We start from the raw sequence: 13,653 nt of genomic DNA on the forward strand, positions 1-13,653 counted from the left end.
AAATCGCCGATTGTTGCTAAAAGAGTCTGGCTCTACACTCGCTAACCCGGTTTCTCTTAAACCGTGATTACTTTCTTCATGAACAGGGAATGCCTCATGCTGCGCAAACTTTCGTTGGTTGTGGCCGTTTCGTTTGCGTCCAGCGGCCTGACGTGGGCAGCCGATATGCCACTGCCGACCCAGACAGGTCTGCTGAATGTCTATCAGCAGGCGGTGGACAACAATGCCGACCTTGCGGCATCCCGCGCCGATTACGATGCCCGCAAGGAAGCCGTACCGCAGGCCCGCGCCGGTTTGCTGCCGAACATTTCCGGCAGCGCACAAAGCAACAATACCCGCACCAGTATCGACCAGCCCAGAGCCGTGGCCACCCGTAGCGGTAACGTCTATCAAGCCACCCTGAGCCAGCCGATCTTCCGTGCCGACCGCTGGTTCCAGTTGCAGGCCGCCGAGGCGAGCAACGAGCAGGCGGCACTAGAGCTGTCGGCTACCGAGCAGAACCTGATCCTGCAAGCGGCACAAAGCTATTTCAGCGTGCTGCGCGCCCAGGACAATCTGGCCTCGACCAAGGCCGAGGAGGCAGCGTTCAAACGCCAGCTCGATCAGGCCAACGAGCGTTTCGATGTCGGCCTGTCGGACAAGACCGACGTGTTGCAGGCGCAGGCCAGCTACGACACCTCGCGTGCCAGCAGGATTCTCGCCAAGCGCCAGGTGGATGATGCGTTTCAAGCCCTGGTGACGCTGACCAATCGGGAATACAACTCCATCGAAGGCATCGTGCATACCTTGCCTGTGCTGGCGCCAACGCCGAACGATGCCAAGGCCTGGGTCGACACCGCAGCACAACAGAACCTCAACCTGCTGGCCAGTAACTACGCCGTCAACGCTGCCGAGGAGACCCTGCGTCAGCGCAAGGCCGGGCATGCCCCGACACTCGATGCCGTGGCGACTTATCAGCGTGGCGACAACGACGCACTGGGTTTCAGCAACCCTAACTACACCGGGCGCAATTATGGCGGCGACGTCGAGCAGCGCAGTATTGGTGTGCAGTTGAATATCCCGATCTACAGCGGTGGCCTGACCAGTTCACAGGTACGCGAAGCCTATGCGCGCCTGAGCCAGAGCGAGCAACGCCGTGAAAGCCTGCGTCGTCAGGTGGTGGAAAACACGCGTAACCTGCACCGGGCGGTGAATACCGATGTCGAGCAGGTCCAGGCCCGCAAACAGTCGATCATCTCCAACCAGAGCGCGCTGGAAGCCACCGAAATCGGTTATCAGGTGGGCACCCGCAACATCGTCGACGTGCTGGATGCGCAGCGCCAGTTGTATGCCTCGGTGCGTGACTACAACAACACGCGCTATGACTACATCCTCGACAACCTGCGCCTCAAGCAGGCAGCCGGCACACTGAGCCCGGGCGACCTGCAGGATCTGTCACGCTACCTGAAGGCTGACTACAACCCGGACAAAGACTTCCTGCCGCCGGACCTGGCGACTGCCGCGCAGAAGAACTTTGAGCGACCTGCAAAGCGCTGAGATTGCTGACCGATCTGGATGCTCTGCGCCCGACTTCAAGTCATGCAGCGCGACGCAGATTTGTGACGCGGAGCGTCACCCAAGGCATTCCCACTCTGGAGCGTGAGGAACGATAGGCGTCTGGACGAGCTCAACTATCGTGCCGACGCTCTGCGTCGGCATGCAGTTCTGGACGCTCCGCGTCCTCCGACTCAGCGCCTGCCCATCAACCGCCCGATCCCGTCGAGCAGGCGTTGCAGCGCGCCCTGATTGGCCTTCATCACAGCCAGCCCTGCATCGGCCATGCTGCGAGCCTGCTGTGGCTGGTCGAAAAGTCCCTGCACGGCGGCGGCCAGCGTGGTCGCATCGCTGACCTCTTGCAACGCACCGGCAGTGCGCAGCATGGCGGCAATCTCGAGGAAGTTGAACAGGTGCGGGCCGCTGAGCACCGGTTTGGCCAGCGCAGCAGGCTCCAGCAGGTTGTGGCCGCCGTTAGGCACCAGGCTGCCGCCCACAAAAGCGATATCTGCCAGCGCATAGAGAAACAGCAATTCGCCCATGGTATCGCCCATCAGCACCGAGACGTCCGGCGTGACAGCCTGTGCGGATGAGCGCCGAACCGTCGCAAAACCCTGCTGCTGACACAGTGCATGCACGCTGTCGAAACGCTCGGGATGACGCGGCACCAGGATCAGCAGCGCATCAGGATGGCTCGTCAATAACGTGCGATGAGCTGAAAGAACGCTTTCATCCTCGCCTGCATGGGTGCTGGCGGCGATCCATACCGGACGCTGCGTCGCCTGCCATTGCTCACGCAAGTGCGCGGCACGTTCCAGCAATTGCGGGTCGATACTCAGGTCGAACTTGATCGAACCGGTCACTGCAACGCACTCGGGACGCGCGCCCAGATCACGAAAGCGCTGCGCCTCGACTTCTGTCTGCACCGCAAACCAGGCCATTTGCGCCAGCATCGGCCGGGCAAGCTTGGCAAAACGTGCGTAGCCCCTCGCCGAGCGCTCCGAAAGCCGCGCATTGGCGAGCACCACGGGGATCCCGCGCAGGGCGCATTGGTGGATGTGGTTGGGCCACAGCTCAGTTTCCATGATGATGCCCAGCCGGGGCTGCACATGATCGAGAAAACGCCCTGCCGCCCAAGGCAAGTCATACGGCAGGTAGCAATGCTGAATGCGCGGTTCGCTGGCGAACAGCGCCTTGATTCGTTCCGAACCTGTGGGCGTCATGCAAGTCACAGTGATCGGCAGTTGGGGGTATTGCAGCAGCAGCGCGCGAATCATCGGCGCGGCCGCGATGCTTTCGCCCACTGACACCGCATGCACCCAGATACCACCGCGCTGCATGGCAGGCAGGCCGCTGGCGAACCGCTCGCCGATGCGCTGGCGATACGCCGGAGCCTTGCGCGCACGTAACCACAAGCGCAGGGCAACCAGTGGCAGGCCGAGATGAAACAGTAGGGTATAAAGGGTTCTATTCATGGGCGCGGAGTTTATCAGCCCGCCATCACAAGTCGCTAGAATGCGCAGCCTGACGAAAAGGAATGCACCATGAACGCTTATTATCTGCTGGCTATCGCCGTCTGCGCAGAAGTCATCGCCACTACTTCCATGAAAGCCGTGAAAGGGTTCAGCACTCCCCTGCCGCTGTTGCTGCTGATCACTGGTTATGCGATTGCATTCTGGATGCTGATTCTGGTGATGCGCACGATCCCGGTCGGCATCACCTACGCCATCTGGTCGGGCATGGGCATTGTCATGGTGAGCATTGCGGCGTTCTTCATCTACGGCCAGAAACTCGACCTGCCCGCGTTGTTGGGCATGGGCATGATTGTGGCTGGCGTAGCCGTCATTCAGCTGTTCTCGAAAACCGCCGGGCATTGAAAAGCCGATCCTTTATAATGCTCGTACTTTTTGCTCACTGAGGTGCTCATGCCATCGGTTATTTCCACTGACGTGCTGATTGTCGGGGCTGGCGTAGCCGGTCTATGGCTCAACGCCCGGTTGCGTCGTCAAGGGTTCTCGACAGTGCTGGTAGAAAGCGCCAGCCTGGGTGGCGGGCAAAGCCTCAAGTCTCAGGGGATCATCCACGGCGGTGCCAAGTACGCGCTGCACGGCGCGCTTTCCGGTGCCTCCGAGGCCATCGCCGATATGCCGCGCCGCTGGCGTGAAGCTCTCGATGGCAAAGGCGAGCTGGACCTGTCCGGTGTACGCCTGCTGTCCGAGGCCCACTACTTGTGGTCGCCAGGCACCATCGCCGGCAATCTCACCAGCTTCTTCGCCAGCAAGGCGGTGCGCGGCCGTGTGGATCAGGTCAAGGGCGAGCAATTACCGCCCGCACTGCAAAACCCCAAATTCAAGGGCAAGGTCTATCGTCTCGCGGAACTGGTGGTCGATGTGCCGAGCCTGATCGAGCGACTCGCCGAGCTGGCCGGTGACAGCCTGCTGGCCGGTCAGAATGTTGAGCCGCTGTACGAGGGCGATGAGCTGGTCGGGCTGCGCGTCGATGGGCGCGATATTCATGCCCAGCGCATCGTACTCAGTGCTGGCGGTGGCAACGCCGACCTGCTCAATGCACTTGGCGTATCGCAACCGCAGATGCAGCGCCGCCCGTTGCACATGGTGCTGGTCAAGGGGCCGACCCTGAAACCGCTGTTCGCCCACTGCCTGGGTGGCGGTCCCAAGCCGCGCATCACGGTTACCACCCACCCTGCGGCTGACGGCCAGTGCGTGTGGTACCTGGGTGGCGATCTGGCTGAGGCCGAGGGCGTGGCGCGCGAGCCTGACGCGCAGATCGCCGTCGCTCGCAAGGAGCTTGAAGCCCTGCTGCCGTGGGTCGACCTGAGTCAGGCACAATGGGCGACCCTGCGCGTGGACCGCGCCGAGCCTGCCCAGTCGGGGCTGGTGCGGCCAGACAACGCCTTTCTCGACAGCCAGCGTCGCCTGATGGTTGGCTGGCCGACCAAACTGGCACTGGCTCCGGACTTCGCTGACCGGGTTCTGTCGCAGCTTTCGAGAGATGGCATCCATCCGACACCGCAGTCACCACTGGTTGATGTACCAAGGCCACCGATGGCCATACCTGTCTGGGATGAGCTGCTGCCATGAGCCTGAAAACCCTGCACGACCTGCATCGCCCGCTCGGCAATAGCGGCCTGAGCGTATCGCCCCTTGGCTTGGGCACCGTCAAACTGGGCCGCGACCAAGGCGTCAAATACCCCAGCGGCTTCAAGATTCCCGATGACCAGCAGGCGCAGATGCTGCTGCGCATGGCTCGCGACATGGGCATCAACCTGATCGACACTGCACCCGCCTATGGCACCAGCGAAGAGCGCCTGGGACCGCTGCTGCGCGGTCAGCGCCAGGACTGGGTGATTGTCAGCAAGGTCGGCGAAGAATTCGACAACGGTCAGTCGAGCCATGACTTCAGCGCTGAGCACACCCGCAAATCGGTCGAGCGCAGCCTGAAACGACTTGAAACCGATTTTCTCGATCTGGTGCTGGTGCATTCGGACGGCAACGACCTGGCGATCCTCAACGAGGCCGAGGTGTATCAGACCCTCTCCGACCTCAAGCGCGAAGGCAAGATTCGCGGCTTCGGCTTTTCCGGCAAGACGGTCGAAGGCGGCCTGTTGGCATTGCGCGAGGGGGATTGTGCGATGGTCACCTACAACCTCAACGAGCAAGGCGAGAAACCGGTGCTGGATTACGCTGCCGCCCACGGCAAAGGCATCCTGGTGAAGAAAGCGCTGGCCAGCGGTCATGTCTGTCTGACGCCGGGCACAGACCCGGTGCAGGCCAGTTTTCAGCTACTGTTTAAACATCCGGCGGTAGCCAGTGCTATTGTCGGCACCATCAATCCGTTGCACCTGGCGCACAACGTTGCAACTGCCGCTGCCGTGATTTGCCGTCAGGCCTGATTGAGGCGGCCGACCCCAACGCAAGAAGGAGCCGTTATGCCGCGAACACTGATCCGCAAGAACCCCAGCAACTTCAAGACCCTGCCGCTGTTCGTCGAGGCCACGCCGGAAGGCCTGAGCTACCAGAGCATCGGCATGCCGATGAACTTCGCGCAGACCTTGCAGCGGCGGCGCAAGATCGACGTGCCAGACACCGAACGTTTCTCCACCGAGCTTGCCAATCTGGGGGTGTCCGTTCGCCTTACCGTCAGCTGGCAGAATCGCGATTACTGGGTGCTGGTTCGCCAGCGTCGCCAGGACCGTGGCGACGTCGTACTCAAGCTGATCTCGGGTTATGTGCCGGCCCACGAACTGACCCTGCCACTGCATACCGCCATTCAGGAAGTGGCCGAAGAGTGCATGATCGAAACGCCTCAGGGCTGGCTGAGTGGACTGTTCAAAGAGACCTGGCTGCCTGCGCCATATGCCGCTGCGCTGCATTATCGCGAGGCCATGCCCTTTCGTCTGAGCCCGCTCTCCGGCGCAGCGCGGCCGGTGCGAAGCGGCAGCCTGACACTGCTGGAACGCCCACGGGCTTATGTGCATTTACCCACCGCATCCTTGCAGCTGATTTACGACATGCGCCTGGAAATCCCCAAGGAAGCGCGCCCGGTCAGCCTTTTCCATGTTGATGAAGTGCTTGAAAACGATCAACTGGTCGCCCGCCTCAACCGCAGCAAACCCGACCTGTACCTGATGCCGCTGGAAAATGGAGTGCCGCTGCCCGAGCTGTACACGCTCAAGCGCGACAAACTGATCCCGGCTGGCACCCGAGGGCTGTACCTGGCCGAAAGTTTCGCCGCGCAGGATGGCTGGATCGTGCGTGAGGAACGAATTCGCTGGAAAGACTGGCTACGCCAGCAGGGCATGGCCCCACCGGCGAAGAAGTCAGGACTGAAACGCCTGACCGGAAAAGCCCGTGAGCTGCTGCACGCCATGAGCGGCAAGCTATGAGCCTCAAGCCTTTTGATTTGCCTTGGCTTACGGCTTGCAGCTAAAAACTATCCCTGCCCGCGGATCTTCTCGACAATTGCTGTAGTCGAGCTGTTTTCCACCAGCCCCAACACACGCACATCGCCACCGTACGCCTGGACGATATCGGCACCGACCACCTGATCAACGCCGTAATCACCACCCTTTACCAGTACGTCCGGTTTGACGTGACTCAGCAGATTTTCAGGGGTGCCTTCAGGGAAGCTGATCACCCAGTCCACTGCACCCAACCCTGCCAGCACGGCCATACGCCGGTCGACACTGTTGATCGGACGGCCCGGCCCTTTCAGGCGGCTGACAGACGCATCATCGTTGACGGCAACGATCAGACGATCACCCTGCGCGCGCGCCTGCTCCAGGTAGGTCACATGACCCGCGTGGAGGATGTCGAAGCAGCCATTGGTGAAGACGATTTTCTCTTTGTGCGCGCGCGCATCATCGACCGCCAGCAATAGTTGCTCCAGCCCCAGCACGCCGCGCTCGGAACCTTCTTCACGCTGAATGGCGCGGCGCAGTTCCGGGGCGCTGATGGCTGCTGTACCCAGCTTGCCGACCACAATGCCTGCTGCCAGATTGGCCAGCGCCACCGCATGCGGCAGTTCCTCGCCCGCAGCAATCGCTGCTGCGAGAGTGGAAATTACCGTGTCACCGGCGCCGGTCACATCGAACACTTCGCGAGCGCGGGCTGGCAGATGCAGCGCCTGCTGATCAGGACGCAGCAGGGTCATGCCATGTTCACCACGGGTCACCAGCAGAGCGCCCAGGTCAAGCTCCTGCATCAGCTGCGCGCCTTTGGTGACCAGCTGTGCCTCGTCTACACAATGCCCTACGATCGCTTCGAATTCGCTGAGGTTCGGCGTAATCAGGCTGGCACCGCGATAAATCGTGAAATCCTTGCCCTTGGGATCAGCCAACACCGGGATTCCGCGTTTACGGGCAGCCTGAATCAGTGCCTGATGGTTTCTCAGCGCGCCCTTGCCGTAATCTGACAGGACCAGCACCTTGATGCCATCCAGCAGGCTGTAGACCTCTGCACTCAGTGCCAGCGGGTCAGTATTGAACGCCTCTTCGAAGTCGATACGCAGTAGCTGCTGATGGCGACTGATAACGCGCAGCTTGACGATAGTGGGCTGATTGGCAATGCGCTGAAAACGCGCCAGCACACCCGCTGCTTTCAGGCTGTTGGCCAGACTTTCTGCGGCCTCGTCGTTACCCGTCACACCGACCAGCGAAGCCGGTGCGCCCAGTGCAGCGATGTTCAAGGCCACGTTGGCAGCGCCGCCTGGACGGTCTTCGATTTGATCGACCTTGACCACAGGCACCGGCGCTTCAGGGGAAATACGCGAGGTGCCGCCATGCCAGTATCTGTCGAGCATCACATCGCCAACCACCAGGACAGGGGCCTGATCAAAGCGCGGCATGGATAACTTCATGGAACTACCCGTACTTTAAAAATAGACAGGGGCGGAATCTTAGCACAGGGGTTTATAACCGACAGGCTGTTGAATCACACCGCCCGAAGGCAGGCAGGCCGCAGGGGCCCGCCCGGTGAGAGCGAGGTCAGACTGCGCCGACAGGTGCCGGCTCGTCCAGACCCATGGCATGCAGACGGGCGTAATAGCCGTTCTGTGCCAACAGCTCGGTATGCGTGCCGCGCTCGACGATCTGCCCGGCGTCCATGACCAGAATCATGTCGGCCTTTTCGATGGTCGAAAGGCGGTGAGCGATGACTAGCGTGGTTCGGCCCTTCATGACGTGATCCAGGGCCGCCTGGATGTGGCGTTCGGACTCGGTGTCGAGCGCCGACGTAGCTTCGTCGAGGATCAGCAGCGGTGCGTTTTTAAGCAGTGCGCGAGCAATGGCCAGACGCTGCCGCTGACCACCGGACAGCAGCACGCCGTTTTCGCCCACCTGAGTATCGAACCCCTGCGGCAACTGGTCGATGAACTCTTTGGCGTAGGCATCGGCGGCGGCCGCTTCGATGTCGGCACGTGGAGCACCTGCCAGATCACCATAGGCAATGTTGTTGGCGATCGTGTCGTTGAACAGCGTGACGTTCTGGTTGACCTGGGCGATGTGCCTGCGCAGGTTGCGCAAACGGTAGTCGTTGATTTCGACGCTATCGAGCAGGATGTTGCCCATCTCGTGCCCGTAAAAACGCGGTATCAGGTTGGCCAGGGTCGATTTACCGCTGCCGGAACGGCCTACCAGCGCAATCATCTGCCCAGGCGCTGCGGAGAAACTGATGTCGTTTAACACCTGACGCTCGGTCTGCGGGTAGAAGAAGCTGAGGTTCTTCACCTCCAGGTGGCCGGCCACGCGATCACGCTCGATCGTGCCGGTGTCGACTTCTTCTTCCACGTCCAGTTGTTCGAAGATGCTCTCGGCACCGGCGACGCCTTTCTGGATCGTCGAACTGACTTCCGACAGCTGGCGAATCGGCTTGGGCAGCAGACCGGCAGCAGTGATATAGGCAACCAGATCGCCCGCGGTAGCATCGCCTCGCAGGAACAGCACCAGAAACATCAGCACCGCCATGGCGCTGTAGATCACCAGTTGCAGCATCGGCGTATAGATGGCACCGGTTTTGGTCATGCGCAGTTGTTTGCGCGTGTTGCTGTCACTGGCCTGAGCGAAGCGGTTCTGTTCGTAGGACTCGCCACCGAAGCTGCGTACCACGCGATAGCCCTGAATGGTTTCCGAGGCAACGTGCGTAACATCGCCCATCGCTACCTGAATCTTCTTGCTCTGCTTGCGGAATTTCTTGCTTGCACTGCCGACCATGACGGCAATCAGCGGCAGGATGGCGAGCATGACCAGAGTCAGCTTCCAGTTCATCATCAACAGGTAGATGAACAGGAACACCACGGTCAGCCCTTCACGAATCACCACTTTGATGGCATCGGTGGCGGCACCGGTGACCATCGTGACGTTGAACGTGATACGCGAAATCAGGTGGCCGGAGTTGGTCGTATCGAAGTAACGATTGGGCAGTACCAGCAACTTGTTGAACAGCTCCACCCGCAGGTCATGGACCAACCCGAGAGACACCTTGGCCAGGAAGTAGTTACCCAGGAAAGAGCCAAGCCCCTGCCATGCGGCGATCAGAACGATCAGCAACGGCACTGCCTGCAACAGTTGCAGCTCACGCAGATAAGGCACATTGGGGAACAGCACGGCTTCAGGGTTGGTCATGCCATCGACAAAATATTTGAGGATGCCGGCAAGCATCGGCTGGGTCGAGGCGAAGATCACGAAACCAATGATGCTGAGCAGGAAGATGCCCACATACGGACGCACATAAGACAACAGACGGAAATAGATTTTCACGCTGGAAGTCGAGGACGATTCGGAGGTTGTCATGAGAATCCGTCGTATTAAAAAGAGGCCGAATTGTATCACAGCGGTTTTCGCGGCTGCCTGCTGCGGTAACATAGGCGGCTCGTCCATTCCCTGAGGTTTCTGATTGCTGCTTGAAACCGGCAAAGCAGGCTTCTGTATGACGACCAGTAGCCCTTGGGGCGTAAAAACCGGAGTATCGATGCAAGCGCTTGACCACGCCCATTACCTTGATCTGGTTCAAGGTGCCGAAGTGCTTGAAGCCGATGGCACGGGCGACAAAGTACTACGTCTGCGTGACGGCTCCATGTTGAAATTGTTTCGACGCAAACGCCTTGTCAGCTCGGCAGCCTGGTATCCCTATGCCCAACGCTTCGCAGACAACTGTGAAACGCTGATCAAACGCGGCATTCCCTGCCCGCGCATACGCTCGGTAAGCCGCATCGCCGAAATCGAGCGCGATGCCGTGCATTATGATCCGCTGGCAGGCTTCACCCTGCGCCAGCTATTGGGCAGTGCGGTGGCCGACGACAAGCTGCGCAGGCAACTGGGAAGCTTCATTGCCCACCTGCATGAAAAGGGCATCTACTTTCGCTCGGCCCATCTGGGCAACGTTATCCTCACACCGGAAGGCACCCTCGGCCTGATCGACATTGCCGACATGAAAACCTACCGCCGCGCATTGCGTAAAAGCCTGCGCCTGCGCAACTTCAAGCACATGTTGCGCTATCAGGAAGATCGCCAGTGGCTGCTGGACAACGGCAACCCGGCCTTCCTCGATGGCTACATGAGCGCTCAGAGCCTGTGCGACACGAGCGAACTGGTCCAGGCTATTCAGTAACGCTTTCACTAAAAGAATGGCCGCTTTCGAAGCGGCCATTTTTTATCTTACTGCTGCTGCCTGAGCCGATGCGCCTGCACAATACGGCCCAGCACCATCGTTGCCGGTAACAATACCAGCACCCAAAGCTCATCCGGGTTACCGACCAGCTGGCCACCGTCAAAGTTGAGCATCAACAGCGCACAGGCCAGGTAAAGGCCCCAGGCATCACCGTTGCGCAAGGTGTTCCACAGCGTCATCGCCATCACGACCAGAAACATCACCAGCGAAGCCGCGCCGGTGTACAGCCCCAGCGACACGAAAATGTTGTGTGGATGCTGGATGGGCATACCGCCCGTTAGAGTCTGGGTGGTATAAAAATCGACACCACAACCCAGCACCCAGCCGCAGCGACGCCATTCACCGGTCATGATTTCAAACAGCTCGACGCGATAGGAGTCGCCTCTGACCATCAGCAGAGCGACCCACTGCTCATCTTTCACAAGCCAGAAGCCTATGGCAGCCACAACGCCTGTCACCACCAAGGCCACTGCTGTGCGCAGCGGAAAGCGGTAAAGCGAATACGCTGCGCAGATGGCAAACAGGAAGGCTGCGCCCACCAGCGCGGTGCGGGTCTGGACGACGAAAGCCGTTAACACCAGAGTAACGAGAACTGCAGACACCGCTTCAATCCAGCGCCGCTCTCTGGCCCATAGCGGCAGTGCCAGGGCAAGGCTGCAAACCAGCCATGCGCTGGTGTAGATCACATTCTCCATACGCCCCGGAAGAATGGCCACACGCTGACCGAACTCGAATTTCCCGGTTACCCAGCTGTAAATGCTGCTGAGCAGAATGTACAGGCAGATGGCCCAGAACATGCCGCGCACGAACAAACCGCCCCGGAAGAAACCGTTTTCCGTAATACCGGCCACGACAAAGACAAACAGGCTGACGTAGACAATATGCTTGTAATACTGGAACTCCTGCGCTTGCAGCGCCGGCACCAGAAAACACGCCATGAATACAGCCCAGGCTATGCCCAGCGGCTCTGCAAACACCCCGGCGCCGCGGTACTTGATCAAGAAGAACAAGCCCGGCAAGGCGGTGAATGCGTAAAACAGATTGTTGGTGATCTTGGCTGACGGGTTAAGAATGAAACTCAGCAGGAAGACAACAATCGCTACGGTGAAATACGTCTGTACTTTGTTGCTGGGGATTGTGATTCGGTCAACTGACATTATTGAGCAACCAACCTGTTACCAGACCAGCAAGCACAGCGATGATCAGCTTGACGCGATCACGACGCTTGCGACGCTGTTTGTCGAGCCGCTCCTGCGGCACCACCACATGCTCACCGAACCCGGTGTGCAATACGGCATCATTTTCCAGAATCAGAGCGTAACGGTTTTGCGACGCGAATAATTGTGAAAGTTTCTTCTCGCCACCATGCTCGGCATACGGTGCATGCTGCTGGTAATCAGCCAGGCGGCGCAGCCCGGGATTGAAGGAAAAACCCTGCCACTCCGGCTTGTGCGAGCCCAGCTTGTAAAACGGGATACCTTCGACCACTTCACGCTCGTTCAGATAAACATAGGGGCTGTGAATACGCAGATCATGATTGTAGCTGCGCAACCAGACCTGCAATGCCTGAGGATCGTGCTTGAGCAGCGTCATTGATTCTTCGATGAAGTGCGGGCGGTAGAAATCCCAGTCATCCTCGCAATGGAAAACCCAGGATGTCTCGACCAACGAATAGGCCGCATCGACAGAGCGCATCTGCCCCAGCTTGGGACTGTTGATGATGAAACGTGTATGCGGGCGCCAGTGTTCTGGAATACAGGCCTGGACCTGAGCATCACCCGAGTCTTCGGTAATCAGCACATGGCGTATGGGCGCGGTATTGAAACGGTCGAACGTTTCCAGGGTGCGCTTCAACAAGTCGAATCGACCACAACTGGTGACGACCAGCGTAATGTCGCTGTTTTCGCTGAATACCATCATTCGTTCCCAATCATTGAATATTCATAATTCCTTACCATCCCAACCGTGACCGCAGGCGATCGAGCCAGCTCATCGCCGGCATGCTGCGCAGCGGCGAATGCATTGCGTCCACGATGGCTTTTCCAAGGGCATGGAATGTAAAGCGTTCTTCGACCAAAGTCTGCCCATTACAGGATATTTCGCTGGCCAGCACGGTGTTCTCGCGCAACTTCGCCAGCTTTTCACGAAGCTGGGGAATGTCGCGATAGAGCACGATGTTGTGCATGTCGACAAAGCCCAGCGCGCGGTTTTCTTCAGCGCCCTGATCAAAGGCCAGTAGCACGCAACCGCAGGCCATGGCCTCGAAATTCTTGATCATGTACTCGCCCATGCCGACATCGGCACTGACGAAAAAGCGGATGCGGTTAAGGGTGTCGCAATACTCTTCCCCGGACTTGGTACGCGTGACGAGCAGATTCTCGACCTGCCCCAACTCATCCAGCAACGCCTTGCGGCCGCTGTAGGCCACACTGTTGGTGCTGCCCACGAACGCCAGTTCGATATCACGCTCACGCGCCTGCAATTGCAACAGGCTCTGGTCATAGCCCTTGGGCACGATCACCGCGTCGAAGCCTTCCTGGCGCAGGCGCTCGCTGACCATGAACCCCGAGCAGATCCCCCGCGCCCAAGGCAGCTTGCGATAGTGCGCACTGAACCTGCCGGTGTATTTGCAAGGAATGTAGTTCTGGTAGGCATCGTGTTCAAGGATGACCAGATTGGGAATCGTGCGGATGAACCCGACCTGACGCACTTCCTGCTTGAAGCGCAGGAAAAACACGATCCGGTCATAACGGCTGACGTCCACTTCGCGGCGGAAATAGCCACGCAGGTTGCGTTGCTCCGCGGAACTCAGCCAGCGCACATCGCATTCGCAGTGTGCCGCGATGCCGTCATAGAGACGGTCCAGAATCGCACGCTGCTCTTTCTGGACCAGAAGTAGAACTTTCATGGTTTTCCTTGCAGTACTGCGCCTTCT

General features: G+C 59.4%; 12 protein-coding genes. 6 read left to right on the forward strand and 6 right to left on the reverse strand.

Annotated elements, in window-relative coordinates; genetic code table 11:
- Positions 1-96 precede the first annotated feature (96 nt).
- The gene (locus AO277_RS10485) at positions 97-1,536 is read left to right on the forward strand and encodes a TolC family outer membrane protein (RefSeq protein WP_044317992.1); all 1,440 of its coding nucleotides are present in this window, start codon (positions 97-99) and stop codon (positions 1,534-1,536) included.
- A gap of 191 nt (positions 1,537-1,727) precedes the next feature.
- On the opposite strand, the gene waaA is transcribed toward AO277_RS10485, so the two are convergent.
- Entirely contained in the window at positions 1,728-3,008 is a 1,281-nt protein-coding gene (gene waaA, locus AO277_RS10490) for a lipid IV(A) 3-deoxy-D-manno-octulosonic acid transferase (RefSeq protein ID WP_044317993.1), read from the reverse strand.
- A gap of 69 nt (positions 3,009-3,077) precedes the next feature.
- Between waaA and AO277_RS10495 the strand changes: the two genes are divergently transcribed.
- The 4 genes from AO277_RS10495 to AO277_RS10510 are packed head-to-tail and all read left to right on the forward strand — an operon-like array spanning position 3,078 to position 6,439.
- Positions 3,078-3,410: an SMR family transporter gene (locus AO277_RS10495; protein ID WP_002551789.1), complete on the forward strand. Its 333-nt coding sequence runs from the start codon at positions 3,078-3,080 to the stop codon at positions 3,408-3,410.
- Between the two features lie 48 nt (positions 3,411-3,458).
- Entirely contained in the window at positions 3,459-4,634 is a 1,176-nt protein-coding gene (locus AO277_RS10500) for an NAD(P)/FAD-dependent oxidoreductase (RefSeq protein ID WP_044317994.1), read from the forward strand.
- A complete protein-coding gene (locus AO277_RS10505; protein ID WP_044317995.1) occupies positions 4,631-5,446 on the forward strand; it encodes an aldo/keto reductase in 816 nt (271 codons plus the stop codon). The genes AO277_RS10500 and AO277_RS10505 overlap by 4 nt, the downstream gene beginning before the upstream one ends.
- A gap of 36 nt (positions 5,447-5,482) precedes the next feature.
- Positions 5,483-6,439, forward strand: coding sequence for a hypothetical protein (locus AO277_RS10510; RefSeq protein WP_002551786.1), 957 nt, complete (start codon positions 5,483-5,485; stop codon positions 6,437-6,439).
- A gap of 47 nt (positions 6,440-6,486) precedes the next feature.
- Here AO277_RS10510 and hldE read toward each other — a convergent pair whose 3' ends face one another.
- Both hldE and msbA read right to left on the reverse strand, forming a co-directional pair.
- Complete coding sequence (hldE, locus tag AO277_RS10515) at positions 6,487-7,911, reverse strand: bifunctional D-glycero-beta-D-manno-heptose-7-phosphate kinase/D-glycero-beta-D-manno-heptose 1-phosphate adenylyltransferase HldE (RefSeq protein WP_044317996.1); 1,425 nt, start codon at positions 7,909-7,911, stop codon at positions 6,487-6,489.
- A 127-nt stretch (positions 7,912-8,038) separates the two neighbouring features.
- On the reverse strand, positions 8,039-9,841 hold the full coding sequence (gene msbA / locus AO277_RS10520) for a lipid A export permease/ATP-binding protein MsbA (RefSeq protein WP_044317997.1): 1,803 nt from the start codon (positions 9,839-9,841) through the stop codon (positions 8,039-8,041).
- 178 nt (positions 9,842-10,019) lie between these two features.
- Here msbA and AO277_RS10525 point away from each other — a divergent pair, with 178 nt between their 5' ends.
- Positions 10,020-10,658 (forward strand): BUD32 family EKC/KEOPS complex subunit, encoded by a 639-nt coding sequence (locus AO277_RS10525; RefSeq protein ID WP_002551783.1) that lies wholly within the window; start codon positions 10,020-10,022, stop codon positions 10,656-10,658.
- A 47-nt stretch (positions 10,659-10,705) separates the two neighbouring features.
- Here AO277_RS10525 and AO277_RS10530 read toward each other — a convergent pair whose 3' ends face one another.
- The 3 genes from AO277_RS10530 to AO277_RS10540 are packed head-to-tail and all read right to left on the reverse strand — an operon-like array spanning position 10,706 to position 13,626.
- Positions 10,706-11,875: an O-antigen ligase family protein gene (locus AO277_RS10530; RefSeq protein ID WP_044317998.1), complete on the reverse strand. Its 1,170-nt coding sequence runs from the start codon at positions 11,873-11,875 to the stop codon at positions 10,706-10,708.
- Positions 11,865-12,638: a glycosyltransferase family 2 protein gene (locus AO277_RS10535; protein ID WP_005743024.1), complete on the reverse strand. Its 774-nt coding sequence runs from the start codon at positions 12,636-12,638 to the stop codon at positions 11,865-11,867. The genes AO277_RS10530 and AO277_RS10535 overlap by 11 nt, the downstream gene beginning before the upstream one ends.
- A 31-nt stretch (positions 12,639-12,669) precedes the next feature.
- On the reverse strand, positions 12,670-13,626 hold the full coding sequence (locus AO277_RS10540; protein ID WP_099258962.1) for a glycosyltransferase family protein: 957 nt from the start codon (positions 13,624-13,626) through the stop codon (positions 12,670-12,672).
- Positions 13,627-13,653: the final 27 nt, after the last annotated feature.

The organism is Pseudomonas amygdali, assembly GCF_002699855.1.
Taxonomy (GTDB): Bacteria; Pseudomonadota; Gammaproteobacteria; order Pseudomonadales; family Pseudomonadaceae; genus Aquipseudomonas; species Aquipseudomonas amygdali.